Source organism: Streptococcus sp. 1559 (genome assembly GCF_013276735.1).
Taxonomy (GTDB): Bacteria; Bacillota; Bacilli; order Lactobacillales; family Streptococcaceae; genus Streptococcus; species Streptococcus pseudopneumoniae.
Map to the genome: position 1 here is coordinate 14847 of NZ_VMLO01000004.1, position 18409 is coordinate 33255.

The 18409-nt window shown below is 40.2% G+C and carries 18 protein-coding genes; 17 read left to right on the top strand and 1 reads right to left on the bottom strand.

What is annotated here, in order from left to right; genetic code table 11:
• The first annotated feature begins 6 nt into the window (after window positions 1-6).
• The 12 genes from HT688_RS01260 to HT688_RS01315 all read left to right on the top strand — a co-directional run bounded on the left by HT688_RS01260 (window position 7) and on the right by HT688_RS01315 (window position 11055).
• Window positions 7-1110, top strand: coding sequence for a Gfo/Idh/MocA family protein (locus HT688_RS01260; RefSeq protein WP_172923477.1), 1104 nt, complete (start codon window positions 7-9; stop codon window positions 1108-1110).
• A 179-nt stretch (window positions 1111-1289) separates the two neighbouring features.
• Window positions 1290-1988 (top strand): N-acetylmannosamine-6-phosphate 2-epimerase, encoded by a 699-nt coding sequence (locus HT688_RS01265; protein WP_001135655.1) that lies wholly within the window; start codon window positions 1290-1292, stop codon window positions 1986-1988.
• A gap of 19 nt (window positions 1989-2007) precedes the next feature.
• On the top strand, window positions 2008-3525 hold the full coding sequence (locus HT688_RS01270; protein ID WP_044012217.1) for a PTS transporter subunit EIIC: 1518 nt from the start codon (window positions 2008-2010) through the stop codon (window positions 3523-3525).
• 123 nt (window positions 3526-3648) lie between these two features.
• Entirely contained in the window at window positions 3649-4977 is a 1329-nt protein-coding gene (locus tag HT688_RS01275; protein WP_000672129.1) for an ABC transporter substrate-binding protein, read from the top strand.
• 251 nt (window positions 4978-5228) lie between these two features.
• A complete protein-coding gene (locus tag HT688_RS01280) occupies window positions 5229-6095 on the top strand; it encodes a carbohydrate ABC transporter permease (RefSeq protein ID WP_172923484.1) in 867 nt (288 codons plus the stop codon).
• Between the two features lie 15 nt (window positions 6096-6110).
• Window positions 6111-6950, top strand: a complete 840-nt coding sequence (locus HT688_RS01285) for a carbohydrate ABC transporter permease (protein WP_001192006.1) — start codon at window positions 6111-6113, stop codon at window positions 6948-6950.
• A 271-nt stretch (window positions 6951-7221) separates the two neighbouring features.
• Window positions 7222-7674, top strand: coding sequence for a NanQ anomerase/TabA/YiaL family protein (locus HT688_RS01290; protein ID WP_000575448.1), 453 nt, complete (start codon window positions 7222-7224; stop codon window positions 7672-7674).
• Window positions 7675-7693: 19 nt separating this feature from the next.
• Complete coding sequence (locus HT688_RS01295; protein ID WP_172923478.1) at window positions 7694-8338, top strand: YesL family protein; 645 nt, start codon at window positions 7694-7696, stop codon at window positions 8336-8338.
• Window positions 8339-8511: 173 nt separating this feature from the next.
• The gene (locus tag HT688_RS01300) at window positions 8512-9429 is read left to right on the top strand and encodes a dihydrodipicolinate synthase family protein (RefSeq protein ID WP_033684862.1); all 918 of its coding nucleotides are present in this window, start codon (window positions 8512-8514) and stop codon (window positions 9427-9429) included.
• Between the two features lie 17 nt (window positions 9430-9446).
• On the top strand, window positions 9447-10331 hold the full coding sequence (locus HT688_RS01305) for an ROK family protein (protein ID WP_172923479.1): 885 nt from the start codon (window positions 9447-9449) through the stop codon (window positions 10329-10331).
• Between the two features lie 96 nt (window positions 10332-10427).
• Window positions 10428-10715 (top strand): type II toxin-antitoxin system RelB/ParD family antitoxin, encoded by a 288-nt coding sequence (gene relB / locus HT688_RS01310; protein WP_000150673.1) that lies wholly within the window; start codon window positions 10428-10430, stop codon window positions 10713-10715.
• Window positions 10705-11055: a type II toxin-antitoxin system RelE/ParE family toxin gene (locus HT688_RS01315; protein WP_000384968.1), complete on the top strand. Its 351-nt coding sequence runs from the start codon at window positions 10705-10707 to the stop codon at window positions 11053-11055. The genes relB and HT688_RS01315 overlap by 11 nt, the downstream gene beginning before the upstream one ends.
• A gap of 61 nt (window positions 11056-11116) precedes the next feature.
• On the opposite strand, the gene HT688_RS01320 is transcribed toward HT688_RS01315, so the two are convergent.
• Window positions 11117-11968 (bottom strand): MurR/RpiR family transcriptional regulator, encoded by an 852-nt coding sequence (locus HT688_RS01320; protein WP_172923480.1) that lies wholly within the window; start codon window positions 11966-11968, stop codon window positions 11117-11119.
• 191 nt (window positions 11969-12159) lie between these two features.
• Between HT688_RS01320 and pbp2b the strand changes: the two genes are divergently transcribed.
• The 5 genes from pbp2b to HT688_RS01345 all read left to right on the top strand — a co-directional run bounded on the left by pbp2b (window position 12160) and on the right by HT688_RS01345 (window position 18305).
• Window positions 12160-14223 (top strand): penicillin-binding protein 2B, encoded by a 2064-nt coding sequence (gene pbp2b / locus HT688_RS01325; protein WP_172923481.1) that lies wholly within the window; start codon window positions 12160-12162, stop codon window positions 14221-14223.
• Between the two features lie 10 nt (window positions 14224-14233).
• Complete coding sequence (recR, locus tag HT688_RS01330; RefSeq protein WP_000966754.1) at window positions 14234-14830, top strand: recombination mediator RecR; 597 nt, start codon at window positions 14234-14236, stop codon at window positions 14828-14830.
• A 175-nt stretch (window positions 14831-15005) separates the two neighbouring features.
• The gene (locus HT688_RS01335; protein ID WP_172923482.1) at window positions 15006-16049 is read left to right on the top strand and encodes a D-alanine--D-alanine ligase; all 1044 of its coding nucleotides are present in this window, start codon (window positions 15006-15008) and stop codon (window positions 16047-16049) included.
• Between the two features lie 83 nt (window positions 16050-16132).
• A complete protein-coding gene (locus HT688_RS01340; protein ID WP_172923483.1) occupies window positions 16133-17506 on the top strand; it encodes a UDP-N-acetylmuramoyl-tripeptide--D-alanyl-D-alanine ligase in 1374 nt (457 codons plus the stop codon).
• Between the two features lie 94 nt (window positions 17507-17600).
• Window positions 17601-18305, top strand: a complete 705-nt coding sequence (locus HT688_RS01345) for a YwaF family protein (RefSeq protein WP_050084017.1) — start codon at window positions 17601-17603, stop codon at window positions 18303-18305.
• Window positions 18306-18409: the final 104 nt, after the last annotated feature.

The window sequence follows — 18409 nt, forward strand, 5'->3', positions numbered from 1 at the left end:
AAAAACATGGTTAAATACGGTGTTGTTGGAACAGGGGATTTTGGAGCTGAATTGGCTCGTTATATGCAAAAGAATGATGGAGCAGAGATTACTCTTCTCTATGATCCAGATAATGCAGAAGTAATTGCAGAAGAATTGGGAGCAAAAGTAGCAAGTTCCCTAGATGAGTTGGTTTCTAGCGATGAAGTAGATTGTGTTATCGTCGCAACTCCAAATAATCTTCATAAAGAACCAGTTATCAAGGCCGCACAACATGGTAAAAATGTTTTCTGTGAAAAACCAATTGCGCTTTCTTATCAAGATTGTCGCGAGATGGTAGATGCATGTAAAGAAAACAATGTGACCTTTATGGCAGGACATATTATGAACTTCTTCAATGGTGTCCATCATGCAAAAGAACTCATTAATCAAGGAGTTATCGGAGACGTTCTATATTGTCATACAGCTCGTAATGGTTGGGAAGAACAACAACCGTCAGTATCATGGAAAAAAATTCGTGAAAAATCAGGTGGTCACTTGTATCACCACATCCATGAATTGGATTGCGTTCAATTCCTTATGGGGGGCATGCCTGAAACTGTAACCATGACAGGTGGAAATGTGGCCCATGAAGGTGAACATTTCGGTGATGAAGATGATATGATTTTTGTCAATATGGAATTTTCTAATAAGCGTTTTGCCTTGTTAGAATGGGGTTCAGCTTATCGTTGGGGTGAACATTATGTCTTAATCCAAGGAAGCAAAGGTGCCATTCGCTTAGACTTATTCAACTGTAAAGGAACTCTTAAGCTAGATGGACAAGAAAGTTATTTCTTGATTCACGAATCGCAAGAAGAAGATGATGATCGGACTCGTATCTATCATAGTACAGAGATGGATGGAGCAATTGCTTATGGTAAACCAGGTAAACGTACTCCATTATGGCTATCATCTGTCATTGATAAAGAAATGCGCTATCTGCATGAGATTATGGAAGGAGCCCCAGTATCAGAAGAATTTGCAAAACTATTGACAGGTGAAGCTGCCCTAGAAGCAATTGCTACTGCAGATGCTTGTACCCAGTCTATGTTTGAAGATCGCAAAGTAAAATTGTCAGAAATTGTAAACTAAATTTTGGTATTCTCCTATTATAGGTCGACTTGCTCCTCTGAAAGTACTTTTAGAGGAGCTGTTTGACTTGGCTAGTTTTTGAAACTGAAATCTATTATACTACAAACTCTTGAAAGCGTTTTAATTTTAAGGTATAATAATCTCATAGAAATAAAGAAAAAAGAAAGGGAGGAAAGAGGATGCCACAGATTAGTAAAGAAGCCTTGATTGAACAAATCAAAGATGGAATCATCGTTTCTTGTCAGGCTCTTCCTCATGAACCGCTTTATACAGAAGCGGGAGGGGTGATTCCCTTGCTGGTCAAAGCGGCTGAGCAAGGTGGAGCAGTCGGTATCCGAGCCAATAGTGTTCGCGATATCAAGGAAATTAAGGAAGTCACCAAACTTCCGATTATTGGGATAATCAAACGAGATTATCCGCCACAAGAACCCTTCATCACGGCTACTATGAAAGAAGTTGATGAATTGGCAGAACTGGACATCGAGGTGATTGCTCTGGATTGTACCAAGCGTGAACGCTACGATGGTTTGGAAATTCAAGAGTTCATTCGTCAGGTCAAGGAGAAATATCCTAACCAGCTCTTGATGGCGGATACCAGTACTTTTGAAGAAGGATTGGCAGCGGTCGAAGCAGGAATTGACTTTGTCGGAACAACCTTATCAGGCTACACATCCTACAGTCCAAAAGTGGATGGTCCAGATTTTGAACTCATCAAAAAACTCTGTGATGCCGGTGTAGATGTCATTGCAGAAGGAAAAATTCATACACCAGAACAAGCCAAACAAATCCTTGAATACGGAGTGCGAGGCATCGTTGTTGGTGGCGCTATTACTAGACCAAAAGAGATTACAGAACGCTTCGTTGCTGGTCTTAAATAAGATGTGAGGGGGGAGTTTTATATTTAAAGTTTTACAAAAAGTTGGAAAAGCTTTTATGTTACCTATAGCTATACTTCCTGCAGCAGGTCTACTTTTGGGGATTGGTGGTGCACTTTCAAACCCAACCACGATAGCAACTTATCCAATACTAGACAATAGTATTTTTCAATCGATATTCCAAGTAATGAGCTCTGCAGGAGAGGTTGTATTCAGTAACTTGTCACTACTTCTCTGTGTGGGATTATGTATTGGCTTAGCGAAACGAGATAAAGGAACCGCTGCGTTAGCAGGAGTAACTGGTTACTTAGTTATGACTGCAACGATCAAAGCTCTGGTAAAACTTTTTATGGCAGAAGGATCTGCAATTGATACTGGAGTTATTGGAGCATTAGTTGTCGGAATAGTTGCCGTATATTTGCACAACCGATATAGCAATATTCAATTACCTTCCGCTTTAGGATTCTTTGGAGGTTCACGCTTCGTTCCTATTGTTACATCGTTCTCTTCTATCTTAATTGGCTTTGTCTTCTTTGTTATTTGGCCACCTTTCCAACAACTTCTTGTTTCTACAGGTGGATATATTTCTCAGGCAGGTCCAATTGGAACTTTTCTATATGGATTTTTAATGAGACTTTCTGGAGCAGTAGGCTTACATCATATGATTTATCCTATGTTTTGGTATACTGAACTTGGTGGTGTTGAAACTGTTGCAGGACAGACAGTGGTTGGGGCTCAAAAAATATTTTTTGCTCAATTAGCCGATCCGGCTCATTCTGGATTATTTACAGAAGGAACAAGGTTTTTTGCAGGTCGTTTCTCAACAATGATGTTCGGTTTACCGGCTGCCTGTTTAGCGATGTACCATAGTGTTCCTAAGAATCGTCGTAAAAAATACGCGGGTTTGTTTTTTGGAGTTGCTTTAACATCTTTTATTACCGGTATTACAGAACCAATTGAATTTATGTTTCTATTCGTCAGTCCGGTTCTATATGTTGTTCACGCATTCCTTGATGGTGTCAGCTTCTTTATTGCAGACATCTTAAATATCTCAATAGGAAACACATTTTCAGGAGGTGTAATCGATTTCACTTTATTTGGAATTTTGCAGGGGAACGCTAAGACGAATTGGGTTCTTCAGATTCCATTTGGACTTATTTGGAGTGTTTTGTATTATATTATTTTTAGATGGTTCATTACTCAATTCAACGTTCTAACGCCAGGAAGAGGAGAAGAAGTAGATTCTAAAGAAATTTCTGAATCCGCAGATTCAACTTCAAATACTGCGGATCATTTAAAACAGGATAGCCTACAAATTATCAGAGCCTTGGGTGGATCAAATAATATAGAAGATGTAGATGCTTGTGTGACACGTTTACGTGTAGCTGTAAAAGAAGTTAATCAAGTTGATAAAGCACTTTTAAAACAAATTGGTGCAGTTGATGTCTTAGAAGTGAAGGGTGGCATTCAAGCAATCTATGGAGCAAAAGCAATCTTATATAAAAATAGTATTAATGAAATTTTAGGTGTAGATGATTAAGTACTTACTGACTTAATAAAAAATAGAGGAGAGTGATTGATGAGTAGGAAAAAATGAAAACGTATATAAATGCAAAGAACTCATTATCCAAGTTGGATACGCTTATAAAATAGGAGAATACAAATGAAATTTAGAAAATTAGCTTGTACAGTACTTGCGGGTGCTGCGGTTCTTGGTCTTGCTGCTTGTGGCAATTCTGGCGGAAGTAAAGATGCTGGTAAATCAGGTGGTGACGGTGCCAAAACAGAAATCACTTGGTGGGCATTCCCAGTATTTACCCAAGAAAAAGCTGGTGACGGTGTTGGAACTTATGAAAAATCAATCATCGAAGCGTTTGAAAAAGCAAATCCAGATGTAAAAGTGAAATTGGAAACCATCGACTTCAAGTCAGGCCCTGAAAAAATCACAACAGCCATCGAAGCAGGAACAGCTCCGGACGTACTCTTTGACGCACCAGGACGTATCATCCAATACGGTAAAAATGGTAAATTGGCTGAGTTGAACGACCTTTTCACAGATGAATTTGTTAAAGATGTCAATAACGAAAACATCATACAAGCAAGTAAAGCTGGAGACAAGGCTTACATGTATCCAATTAGTTCTGCCCCATTCTACATGGCAATGAACAAGAAAATGCTAGAAGATGCTGGAGTGGCAAACCTTGTAAAAGAAGGTTGGACAACTGATGATTTTGAAAAAGTATTGAAAGCACTCAAAGACAAGGGCTACACACCAGGTTCATTGTTCAGTTCTGGTCAAGGGGGAGACCAAGGAACACGTGCCTTTATCTCTAACCTTTATAGCGGTTCTGTAACAGATGAAAAAGTTAGCAAATATACAACTGATGATCCTAAATTCGTCAAAGGTCTTGAAAAAGCAACTGGCTGGATTAAAGACAATTTGCTCAATAATGGTTCACAATTTGACGGTGGGGCAGATATCCAAAACTTTGCCAACGGTCAAACATCTTACACAACCCTTTGGGCACCAGCTCAAAATGGTATCCAAGCTAAACTGTTAGAAGCAAGTAAGGTAGAAGTAGTAGAAGTACCATTCCCATCAGACGAAGGTAAACCAGCTCTTGAATACCTTGTAAACGGATTTGCAGTATTCAACAATAAAGACGACAAGAAAGTCGCTGCATCTAAGAAATTCATCCAGTTTATCGCAGATGACAAAGAGTGGGGACCTAAAGACGTAGTTCGTACAGGTGCTTTCCCAGTCCGTACTTCATTTGGAAAACTTTATGAAGACAAACGCATGGAAACAATCAGCGGCTGGACTCAATACTACTCACCATACTACAACACTATTGATGGATTTGCTGAAATGAGAACACTTTGGTTCCCAATGTTGCAATCTGTATCAAATGGTGACGAAAAACCAGCGGACGCTTTGAAAGCCTTCACTGAAAAAGCGAACGAAACAATCAAAAAAGCTATGAAACAATAGTCCTTAGTTATTCTATAAAAAGTAGTTTTTTAAAGAAGCTAAGAGTGTATACCCCCTTTTCCCTCTACACAGATAGTGTAAGAAAAGGGGGCTTTTGTTTAAAATGTAAGAAACTGTCACGAAATTAAAATGAAGTTCTTACATAAGCGAATCATAAAAAATTTCATTTTGATTTTAAAACAGTTCAAGAAAGTCAAAAAATTATTCTATTTGAAAGAGAGGTGCCGACTGTGAAAGTCAATAAAATTCGTATGCGGGAAACAGTGATTTCCTATGCTTTCCTAGCACCAGTGTTGTTCTTCTTTATTATCTTTGTATTGGCTCCGATGGTGATGGGATTCATTACAAGTTTCTTTAACTATTCTATGACTAGTTTCCAATTTGTGGGCTTAGATAACTATGTCCGTATGTTTAAAGATCCTGTCTTTGCAAAATCTCTGATTAACACAGTTATTTTGGTTATTGGATCTGTGCCAGTTGTTGTTCTATTCTCACTCTTTGTAGCATCGCAAACCTATCACCAAAATGCTATTGCCAGATCCTTCTACCGTTTTGTCTTCTTCCTTCCTGTTGTAACAGGTAGTGTTGCCGTAACGGTTGTATGGAAATGGATCTATGATCCATTATCAGGTATCTTGAACTTTGTGCTTAAATCAAGTCATATCATTACTCAAAACATTTCATGGCTTGGTGATAAGCACTGGGCATTGATGGCGATTATGATTATTCTCTTGACCACTTCAGTTGGTCAGCCCATCATCCTTTATATCGCTGCTATGGGGAATATTGACAATTCACTGGTTGAAGCGGCGCGTGTTGATGGTGCAACTGAGTTTCAAGTTTTCTGGAAGATTAAATGGCCAAGCCTTCTTCCAACAACTCTTTATATTGCAATCATCACAACAATTAACTCCTTCCAGTGTTTCGCCTTGATTCAGCTTTTGACATCTGGTGGTCCAAACTACTCAACAAGTACCTTGATGTACTACCTGTACGAAAAAGCCTTCCAATTGACAGAATACGGCTATGCCAACACCATTGGTGTCTTCTTGGCAGTCATGATTGCTATCGTAAGCTTTGTTCAATTTAAAGTACTTGGAAACGACGTAGAATACTAAAGAAAGGAGACAGTTATGCAATCTACAGAAAAAAAACCATTAACAGCCTTTACTGTTATTTCAACAATCATTTTGCTCTTGTTGACTGTGCTGTTCATCTTTCCATTCTACTGGATTTTGACAGGGGCATTCAAGTCACAGCCTGATACCATTATGATTCCGCCACAATGGTTCCCTAAAATGCCAACCATGGAAAACTTCCAACAACTTATGGTGCAGAACCCTGCCTTGCAATGGATGTGGAACTCAGTATTTATCTCATTGGTAACCATGTTCTTAGTCTGTGCAACCTCATCTCTAGCAGGTTATGTATTGGCTAAAAAACGTTTCTATGGTCAACGCATTCTATTTGCTATCTTTATAGCTGCTATGGCGCTTCCAAAACAAGTTGTCCTTGTACCATTGGTACGTATCGTCAACTTCATGGGAATTCATGACACTCTTTGGGCAGTTATTTTGCCTTTGATTGGATGGCCATTTGGGGTCTTCCTCATGAAACAATTCAGTGAAAATATCCCTACAGAATTGCTCGAATCAGCTAAAATTGATGGCTGTGGTGAGATTCGTACCTTCTGGAGCGTAGCCTTCCCGATTGTGAAACCAGGGTTTGCGGCTCTTGCAATCTTTACCTTCATCAATACTTGGAATGACTACTTCATGCAGTTGGTAATGTTGACTTCACGTAACAATTTGACTATTTCACTTGGGGTTGCGACCATGCAGGCTGAAATGGCAACCAACTATGGTTTGATCATGGCAGGAGCTGCCCTTGCTGCCGTGCCAATTGTAACAGTCTTCCTAGTCTTCCAGAAATCCTTCACACAAGGGATTACTATGGGAGCGGTCAAAGGATAATACTCTGCGAAAATCGAATGCAAACTACGTCAGCGTCACCTTGCCATACTTAAGTATTGCCTGCGGTTAGCTTCCTAGTTTGTTCTTCAATTTTCATTGAGTATAAGAAAATCAATCTATCAGAATACAGAAGTATATTTTATAGATTAAAAGAATATAGAGTTATAAGTGTCTACAAAATGGAGGGTATGCAGTTACTTTATGAAGTTTTGTCAGACACTTATCAACTTAAGAATGATTTTAGTTAACTATCATAAACGAAGGAAAGAGCATGATTTTTGACGATTTGAAAAACATCACCTTTTACAAAGGGATTCATCCCAATTTAGACAAGGCTATCGACTATCTCTACCAACATCGTAAAGATTCATTCGAATTAGGAAAGTATGAGATTGATGGAGATAAAGTCTTTCTAGTTGTTCAGGAAAATGTCCTCAATCAAGCTGAGAATGACCAGTTTGAACATCACAAGAACTATGCAGACTTGCATTTGTTGGTAGAAGGGCATGAATATTCGAGCTACGGTTCACGTATCAAAGATGAAGCAGTAGCATTTGACGAAGCAAGTGATATTGGATTTGTTCATTGTCATGAACACTACCCACTCTTGTTGGGTTATCACAATTTTGCGATTTTCTTCCCAGGAGAGCCACATCAGCCAAATGGCTATGCAGGTATGGAAGAGAAGGTTCGCAAATATCTCTTTAAAATTTTGATTGATTAAAAAATCAGGGGGAGCAAAGATGTCACAAAAAGGAAGAAGTCTCATCAAGGCTGCATTTGATACAGATAATTTTCTCATGCGAATTAGTGAGAAGGTTTTAGATATTGTAACAGTCAATCTTCTCTTTGTAGTAACTTGTTTGCCAATCGTAACGATTGGAGTGGCTAAAATCAGCCTCTACGAGACCATGTTCGAAGTTAAGAAGAGCAGACGTGTTCCAGTTTTTAGAACCTATCTAAGAGTTTTCAGGCAAAATCTGAAACTAGGTTTTCAGTTGGGGTTGTTGGAGTTAGGAATTGTATTTCTTGCTCTTTTAGATCTTTATCTTTTCTGGGGTCAAACAGCTCTGCCCTTCCAATTGCTGAAAGCTATTTGTCTAGGCATTTTGATTTTCCTTACCATTGTGATGTTGGCTAGTTACCCTATTGCGGCACGTTATGACCTATCTTGGAAAGAAATTCTTCAAAAAGGATTGATGTTGGCTAGTTTTAACGCTCCTTGGTTTATCTTGATGATTGCAATTATCTTTTTGATTTTGATGATTCTATATCTATCAGCCTTTACCCTTCTATTGGGAGGATCAGCTTTTATTCTCTTTGGTTTTGGACTTCTTGCTTTTTTACAAGTGGGAGTGATGGAAAAGCTATTTGCTAAGTATGAGTAAGGGGTACAATTATTTCTGAAACTACTTTCAAACGCTCCAAACGCTATTCTATAAGCGAGAAACTAAAATCTAAGTGTCTATAAGATATTGAAAGCCTTTTCGGTAAAGTGTATACTAAAGAAGTAAAGAAAGAATCTGCTTTAGCAGAAAATAAAAATAATAGGAGAAAATCTATGTCAGATTTGAAAAAATACGAAGGTGTCATTCCAGCCTTCTACGCATGTTATGATGATCAAGGAGAAGTAAGCCCAGAACGTACGCGTGCCCTGGTTCAATACTTCATTGATAAAGGAGTTCAAGGTCTTTATGTCAATGGTTCTTCTGGCGAATGTATCTACCAAAGCGTTGAAGACCGCAAGTTGATTTTGGAAGAAGTCATGGCAGTTGCCAAAGGGAAATTAACTATCATTGCTCACGTAGCTTGCAATAATACTAAAGATAGTATGGAACTTGCTCGTCATGCTGAAAGCTTGGGTGTAGATGCCATTGCAACGATTCCACCAATTTATTTCCGCTTGCCAGAATACTCAGTCGCTAAATACTGGAATGACATTAGTGCTGCAGCTCCAAACACAGACTATGTGATCTACAACATTCCTCAATTGGCAGGGGTTGCTTTGACTCCAAGCCTTTACACAGAAATGTTGAAGAATCCACGTGTTATCGGTGTCAAGAACTCTTCTATGCCAGTTCAAGATATCCAAACTTTTGTGAGCCTTGGTGGGGAAGACCATATCGTCTTTAATGGTCCGGATGAACAGTTCCTAGGAGGTCGCCTCATGGGTGCCAAAGCTGGTATCGGTGGTACATATGGTGCGATGCCAGAACTCTTCTTGAAACTCAACCAATTGATTGCGGATAAAGACTTGGAAACAGCGCGTGAATTACAGTATGCTATCAACGCTATCATTGGTAAACTCACTTCTGCACATGGAAATATGTACGGTGTGATTAAGGAAGTCTTGAAAATCAATGAAGGCTTGAATATTGGTTCTGTTCGTTCACCATTGACGCCAGTAACGGAAGAAGATCGTCCAGTTGTAGAAGCGGCTGCAGCCTTGATTCGTGAAACCAAGGAGCGCTTCCTCTAATCCATAAGGAGGTATTTATGACACACTACGTTGCAATTGATATCGGTGGAACTAACATCAAGTATGGTTTGGTTGATCAAGAGGGGCAACTTCTTGAATCGCATGAAATGCCAACAGAGGCGCATAAGGGTGGACCTCATATCTTACAAAAGACCAAAGATATCGTAGCCAGCTATTTAGAAAAGGGCCCAGTAGCAGGTGTTGCCATTTCTTCTGCAGGAATGGTGGACCCTGATAAGGGGGAAATTTTCTATGCTGGGCCTCAGATTCCAAATTATGCAGGCACCCAGTTCAAAAAGGAAATCGAGACTAGCTTTGCTATTCCTTGTGAGATTGAAAATGATGTCAACTGTGCAGGTCTGGCTGAGGCAGTATCTGGTTCAGGTAAGGGAGCAAGTGTCACCCTTTGCTTGACCATTGGAACAGGTATCGGTGGTTGCTTGATTATGGATGGGAAAGTCTTCCATGGTTTTAGCAATTCGGCCTGTGAAGTCGGGTATATGCATATGCAAGATGGAGCTTTTCAGGATCTCGCTTCTACCACAGCTTTGGTTGAGTATGTAGCAACATCTCATGGAGAAGATGTTGATCAGTGGAATGGCCGACGCATTTTCAAGGAAGCCACTGAAGGCAATAAACTCTGCATGGAAGGTATTGACCGCATGGTAGACTATCTAGGAAAAGGTCTGGCAAATATTTGCTACGTTGCCAATCCAGAAGTGGTTATTCTTGGTGGTGGTATCATGGGGCAAGAGGCTATCCTTAAACCTAAGATCCGCACAGCCTTGAAAGAGGCTTTGGTACCAAGTTTAGCAGAAAAAACACGATTAGAATTTGCCCATCACCAGAATACAGCAGGTATGCTTGGTGCATATTATCATTTTAAGACAAAACAATCCTAGTTTGGCTCAGCCAAACTAGGATTTTCTAATCAAATTCCCTTGACTTTCTTTATAATTGTGAGATAATAAATAAAATATATAAAGGAATTATATAAAATGACTATAGCGAATTCAAGTAAGATTGTGACCTTCCAAGCTAATAGAGAATTAGTAAATGATGCCATGGAAGTGTTAAAAGAAAAAAATCTCTCTCTTTCATCAGCACTCAGATTATTTTTAAAGAATGTTGCCGTAACAAATGAAGTAGATTTACTGAGTGAAGAGGAATTAGAGAAGGAGTATTTGTTTAGACAATTACAAGCAGAAGTTCAAGAAAGTTATGCCAAGATTGAGGCTGGAAATTACTTGACAGATGAGGATGTCGTGACACGCTATGGATTATAAAAGATATAGGATTTTGTATTCTCCTAGAGTGATTGATAGTCTGGATAAAATATATCAGTATATAGCGGAGGAAATCGGTTCTGTAGAGGCTGCGAGACGAAAAGTAGCCAATATTAGAAAAGATATTAATCGGCTAGAAATTTTCCCCCAAGCTGGATTTGATGCTGATGAAAAATTTGGTAAGAAATTAGACCCTCGCTACCAAACGCGAGGATTGACCTTGAGTAAGGATTACATTGTATTGTATACAATTGTTGAGGATACCGTCAGACTTGCTTATTTACTCCCTTCAAAAAGTGATTACATGAAATTATTCAAGACTAAGTCAAGATATGACTAATTCATAATCTTGAAGAGGTATGTTTGGTGATGAATAAAAATCCTAGTTTGGCTCAGCCAAACTAGGATTTTCTGACACGTTTTTGTCTACGATAGCCGTTGAGTTTTTTATTTTCCCAGTAGCTATTAAAGATTTTTTCCTTGCTTTCGCGATTGATTTCCAAAAAGTAGGCATAAATCAAATCGATAAAGAAGAGCATAGGAAGTTGAGCGGATATTCGTTGGATATAGGAAGGTTGGCTGTGGGTGGCTACAAGAACAGTCTCTGTGTAGGCCTGACTATCTTTATTGGGAACACTTGAAAAGAGTACAGTCTTTGCCCCCATCTCCTTGGCATCTAATAGACTATCTAAAATAGAAGGTGTTGTGCCAGAAAGTGAGAAACCAAGTACGAGACAATTTTCGTCCATAATACTGGTTGTCCAGGCAAAGCCATCTTGGTCTGTCAAAGCTTCGCAGACAACACCCAGACGCATGAAGCGCAATTTCATTTCACGAGCAACAAGGCCAGAACTCCCTGTTCCGAAGAAGTAGATACGCTCAGCATCTTCGATTAACTGGGCAATTCGTTCTAGTTGGATTTCGTCAATCAAGTCTTGTGTTTGTTCCCTCATATTGCTATAACTTCTGAGGACTCGTTTGGTCAGTGGACTGTGCTTGGAGACTTGATTGGCTTGATTTTCTGCCTCATGTTGGTATTGGAAAATGAATTCTCGGTAGCCAGTAAAGCCACACTTTTTAGCAAAGCGGGTCAGAGCAGCTTGAGAGATATGTAATTTTTGAGTTACCTGTTGGGAAGATAAATCATCTGTAATCGTTTCAGCTTGTAAAAAATAGCGAGCGATTTCTTGCTCTAGGTCTGTCATTTCTTCAAAGTGTGAATCAATGACAGTTGCGATATCTGGTTTGTCCATAGGGAAGGTTCCTTTACATGAGTCATACTGGAAGACTAGATCAGGGAATAGTCACACTTCATTATAACACATAATATAAGGATAGATAAATAAAAACGCATCTTACTGTAAAAACGAAAAAAAGCTTCTTTCTTTTCCATAATTTTCTGCTCAAATTGTGGTACAATTAAGAGTAAGATTTTAAGTTAGAAATGAGACTGATTTGTATGAGAAAATTTAACAGCCATTCGATTCCGATTCGGCTTAATTTATTGTTTTCAATTGTCATTTTGCTCTTTATGACCATTATTGGTCGTTTGTTGTATATGCAGGTTTTGAACAAGGATTTTTACGAAAAAAAGCTAGCCTCAGCTAGTCAGACCAAGGTCACAAGCAGTTCTGCCCGTGGGGAAATTTATGATGCTAGTGGAAAACCTTTGGTAGAAAATACGTTAAAGCAGGTTGTTTCCTTTACGCGTAGCAATAAAATGACGGCTACAGACTTAAAAGAAATAGCTAAAAAGTTACTGACTTATGTGAGTATCAGTTCGCCAAATTTGACAGAACGCCAGCTGGCTGATTACTATTTGGCTGATCCTGAAATCTATAAAAAAACAGTGGAAGCTCTCCCAAGTGAGAAACGATTGGATTCAGATGGCAATCGCCTATCCGAATCAGAACTGTATAACAATGCGGTCGATAGTGTCCCAACAAGTCAACTAAACTATACAGAGGATGAAAAGAAAGAAATCTATCTTTTTAGTCAGTTAAATGCTGTTGGAAACTTTGCGACAGGAACCATTGCGACAGATCCTCTAAATGATTCTCAGGTAGCTGTTATTGCCTCTATTTCAAAGGAGATGCCTGGCATTAGTATTTCTACTTCTTGGGATCGAAAGATTTTGGAAACTTCCCTTTCTTCTATAGTAGGGAGTGTATCCAGTGAAAAAGCTGGTCTCCCAGCGGAAGAAGCAGAAGCCTATCTTAAAAAAGGCTATTCTCTAAATGATCGGGTTGGAACCTCCTATTTGGAAAAGCAATATGAAGAGACCTTACAAGGAAAACGCTCGGTAAAAGAAATCCATCTGGATAAATATGGCAATATGGAAAGCGTAGATACAATTGAGGAAGGTAGTAAGGGAAACAATATCAAGCTGACCATTGATTTGGCCTTCCAAGATAGCGTGGATGCTTTGCTGAAAAGTTATTTCAATTCCGAGCTAGGAAATGGTGGAGCCAAGTATTCTGAAGGCGTGTATGCAGTCGCCCTTAACCCCAAAACAGGTGCTGTTTTGTCTATGTCAGGACTCAAACATGACCTGAAAACGGGAGAGTTAACGCCTGATTCCTTGGGAACGGTAACCAATGTCTTTGTCCCAGGTTCGGTTGTCAAGGCTGCGACCATCAGCTCTGGCTGGGAAAATGGAGTCTTATCAGGAAACCAGACCTTGACAGACCAGTCCATTGTCTTTCAAGGTTCATCTCCCATCAATTCTTGGTATACTCAGGCTTACGGTTCAGGTTCATTCCCTATCACAGCAGTCCAAGCTCTGGAGTATTCATCTAATGCCTATATGGTCCAAACAGCTCTAGGTCTTATGGGGCAGACCTACCAACCCAATATGTTTGTCGGCACCAGCAATCTAGAGTCTGCTATGGGGAAATTGCGTTCAACCTTTGGTGAATATGGCTTGGGCTCTGCGACTGGGATTGACCTACCAGATGAATCTACTGGATTTGTTCCCAAAGAGTATAGTTTTGCTAATTACATTACTAATGCATTTGGGCAGTTTGATAACTATACGCCCATGCAGTTGGCTCAGTATGTAGCAACTATTGCAAATGATGGTGTTCGTGTGGCTCCTCGTATTGTGGAAGGCATTTATGGAAATAATGATAAGGGAGGCCTAGGCGACTTGATTCAGCAACTGCAACCGACAGAGATGAATAAGGTCAATATATCCGACTCCGATATGAGTATCTTGCACCAAGGTTTTTATCAGGTTGCTCATGGGAATAGTGGCTTGACCACAGGTCGTGCCTTTTCAAATGGTGCCTTGGTATCCATTAGCGGAAAAACGGGTACAGCCGAAAGTTATGTGGCAGATGGTCAGCAAGCAACCAATACCAATGCGGTGGCCTATGCCCCATCTGATAATCCCCAAATCGCTGTTGCAGTGGTCTTTCCTCATAATACCAATCTAACCAATGGTGTAGGACCTTCCATTGCGCGTGACATTATCAATCTGTATCAAAAATACCATCCAATGAACTAGAAAGGAAATTATGCTTTATCCAACACCCATTGCCAAGCTGATTGACAGTTATTCTAAGTTACCAGGTATCGGGATTAAGACGGCCACGCGTCTGGCCTTTTATACGATTGGGATGTCTGATGACGATGTCAATGAATTTGCCAAAAATCTCCTTTCTGCTAAGAGAGAATTGACCTACTGTTCCATTTGTGGACGTTTGACAGACGACGATCCTTGTTCTATCTGTACCGATCCAACTCGTGACCAGACAACGATTTTGGTGCTAGAGGATAGTCGGGATGTGGCAGCCATGGAAAATATCCAAGAATACCATGGCCTCTATCATGTCCTGCATGGTCTCATTTCTCCCATGAATGGTATCAGTCCAGACGATATCAATCTCAAGAGTCTCATGACTCGTCTGATGGATAGTGAGGTTTCAGAAGTAATCGTAGCAACCAATGCTACGGCAGATGGGGAAGCAACTTCCATGTATCTTTCCCGTTTGCTCAAGCCAGCTGGGATCAAGGTTACGCGCTTGGCGCGAGGTCTTGCTGTGGGGGCAGATATCGAGTATGCGGACGAAGTGACCCTCTTACGAGCGATTGAAAATCGAACAGAGTTGTAAGTGTAGACAAAATTACGAACTCCATTCATTTATAAAAAATCAAAGAGGCTGAAAATCGTTCCTATCGGCCTCTTTTTGTATAGTGTGATGAGTAGGATCAGGTTCAAGTTTTAAAAAAACAAGTAAATATGATATACTAAAGAGCGAGTATTCTAGTAGAATTAGGACAAGTAATATGAAACAAACGATTATTCTTTTATATGGTGGACGGAGTGCGGAACGCGAAGTCTCTGTCCTTTCAGCGGAAAGTGTCATGCGTGCGGTCAATTACGACCGTTTCACAGTCAGGACTTTCTTCATCAGCCAGTCAGGTGATTTTATCAAAACGCAGGAATTTAGCCAGACTCCAGGTCAAGAGGATCGTCTTATGACCAATGAAACTATTGATTGGGATAAGCAAGTTGCACCAAGTGCTACCTACGAAGAAGGTGCAGTGGTCTTTCCAGTTCTTCATGGTCCGATGGGAGAAGATGGCTCTGTTCAAGGATTCCTTGAAGTTTTGAAAATGCCGTATGTCGGCTGTAACATCTTGTCATCCAGTCTTGCCATGGATAAAATCACGACTAAGCGTGTGTTAGAATCTGCTGGCATTGCCCAAGTTCCTTATGTGGCTATCGTTGAAGGGGATGATGTGACTGCTAAAATCGCTGAAGTAGAAGAAAAATTGACTTATCCAGTCTTCACTAAGCCGTCAAACATGGGTTCTAGTGTCGGTATTTCTAAGTCTGAAAATCAAGAAGAACTCCGTCAAGCTTTGAAACTTGCCTTCCAATATGACAGCCGTGTCTTGGTTGAGCAAGGAGTGAATGCCCGTGAAATCGAGGTTGGTCTCTTGGGCAACTACGATGTCAAGAGCACGCTGCCAGGAGAAGTAGTCAAGGATGTTGCCTTTTATGACTATGATGCCAAGTATATTGACAATAAAATTACCATGGATATTCCGGCCAAGGTCAGTGATGATGTGGTAGCTGTCATGCGTCAAAATGCAGAAACTGCCTTCCGTGCCATTGGTGGTTTAGGTCTATCTCGTTGCGATTTCTTCTATACAGATAAGGGAGAGATTTTCCTCAACGAGCTCAATACCATGCCAGGTTTCACCCAGTGGTCAATGTATCCACTTCTTTGGGACAATATGGGAATCAGCTACCCAGACTTAATCGAGCGATTGGTTGATCTTGCCAAGGAAAGTTTTGACAAGCGCGAAGCGCATTTGCTATAAAATGAAAGAGAGGGTAGAAGCCAGAACCATCACTGTAAGGTGATTAGAGTTCTTGGACTTCAACCCTTTTTAAAGGAGTAGAAATGAAATTAACAATCCATGAGGTTGCCCAAGTTGTAGGAGCTAAAAATGATATCAGCATCTTTGAGGACACCCAGTTAGAGAAGGCTGAGTTTGACAGTCGTTTGATTGGGAATGGAGATTTATTTGTCCCCCTCAAAGGTGCGCGTGATGGTCATGACTTTATCGAAACAGCCTTTGAAAATGGTGCAGCAGCAACCCTGTCTGAGAAAGAAGTTGCAAATCATCCCTACATTCTAGTAGATGATGTCTTGACTGCCTTTCAAACCCTAGCTGCCTACTATCTTGAAAAAACAGCAGTTGATGTCTTTGCGGTTACGGGTTCAAATGGCAAAACAACGACCAAGGATATGTTAGCTCACTTGCTATCAACAACCTACAAAACCTACAAAACACAAGGCAATTACAATAACGAGATTGGACTTCCTTACACCGTTCTCCATATGCCTGAAGGGACAGAAAAGTTGGTCTTGGAGATGGGGCAGGATCACTTGGGAGATATTCATCTCTTGTCTGAATTGGCTCGTCCAAAAACAGCCATCGTAACCTTGGTTGGAGAAGCCCATTTGGCCTTTTTCAAAGACCGTTCTGAGATTGCTAAAGGGAAAATGCAAATTGCAGATGGCATGGCTTCGAATTCCTTGCTCTTGGCGCCAGCTGACCCGATTGTAGAGGCCTACTTGCCAACTGATAAAAAGGTGGTCCGTTTTGGGCAAGGAGCAGAGCTGGAAATCACAGACTTGGTTGAGCGTAAGGACAGTCTGACCTTTAAGGCTAATTTCTTGGAACAAGCCCTCGATTTGCCAGTGACTGGTAAGTACAATGCCACTAATGCCATGATTGCGTCTTATGTTGCCCTACAAGAAGGGGTTTCAGAGGAGCAAATTCATAAGGCCTTCCAAAATCTTGAATTGACGCGTAACCGTACCGAGTGGAAGAAAGCAGCCAATGGAGCAGATATTCTGTCAGATGTTTATAATGCCAATCCAACTGCTATGAAGTTGATTTTAGAGACTTTCTCTGCCATTCCAGCCAATGAAGGTGGCAAAAAAATTGCTGTCTTGGCGGATATGAAGGAACTTGGTGACCAGTCTGTTCAACTCCATAACCAGATGATTTTGAGCCTTTCTCCAGATGTGCTTGATACCGTGATTTTCTACGGAGAAGACATTGCTGAATTGGCTCAACTGGCCAGTCAAATGTTCCCAATCGGCCACGTTTACTACTTCAAGAAAACAGAAGACCAAGACCAATTTGAAGACCTAGTTAAGCAGGTCAAGGAAAGTCTAGGAGTGCATGACCAAATCCTGCTCAAAGGCTCCAATTCTATGAATCTAGCCAAGTTGGTAGAATGTTTAGAAAATGAAGGCAAGTAATTTTGTCAAACATTTACGTATTTCTAAATCCATTTTTCTTACATTGCATGGTATAATAATATGCAGGAAAATTTTGAATCATGAGGAAGACTAGATGAATTTATGGGATATTTTCTTTACGACCCAAGCAACAGAACCACCCAAATTTGACCTTTTTTGGTACGTGAGTATATTTACACTATTAGCCTTGACCTTTTATACAGCCTATCGTTATCGTGAAAAGAAGGTTTACCAACGATTTTTCCAGATTTTACAGGCCGTTCAGTTAATCCTACTTTATGGTTGGTACTGGGTCAATCATATGCCACTGTCAGAAAGTTTACCCTTTTACCATTGTCGTATGGCCATGTTTGTGGTACTCTTGCTTCCTGGTCAGTCTAAATATAGGCAGTATTTTGCATTGCTAGGAACATTTGGGACATTAGCAGCCTTTGTTTATCCAGTGCCAGATGCCTATCCTTTCCCCCATATTGCGATTTTATCCTTTATCTTTGGCCACTTAGCTCTCTTGGGGAACTCCCTAATTTATCTCTTGAGACAGTATAGTGCGCGTTTGCTGGATGTGAAGGGAATTTTTCTCATGACCTTTGGACTAAATGCCTTGATTTTTGTGGTCAATTTAGTAACAGGTGGAGATTACGGATTCCTGACAAAACCACCATTGGTTGGAGATCATGGCTTAGTAGCTAATTATTTAATCGTTTCCCTGGCCTTATCAGCGGCAATTACGTTGACAAAGAAAATTTTGGAACTATTTTTAGAACAAGAAGCAGAAAAAATGATTGCAAAGAAAGCTTAGAAATGAGCTTTCTTTTTTTGTCTTAGAGAGTTTTTACAAGCAGCTTATAAAATAAGAATTTCTGAATATAGAAGCTCAAAAATTGGGGTAAATTCCCAAACTAA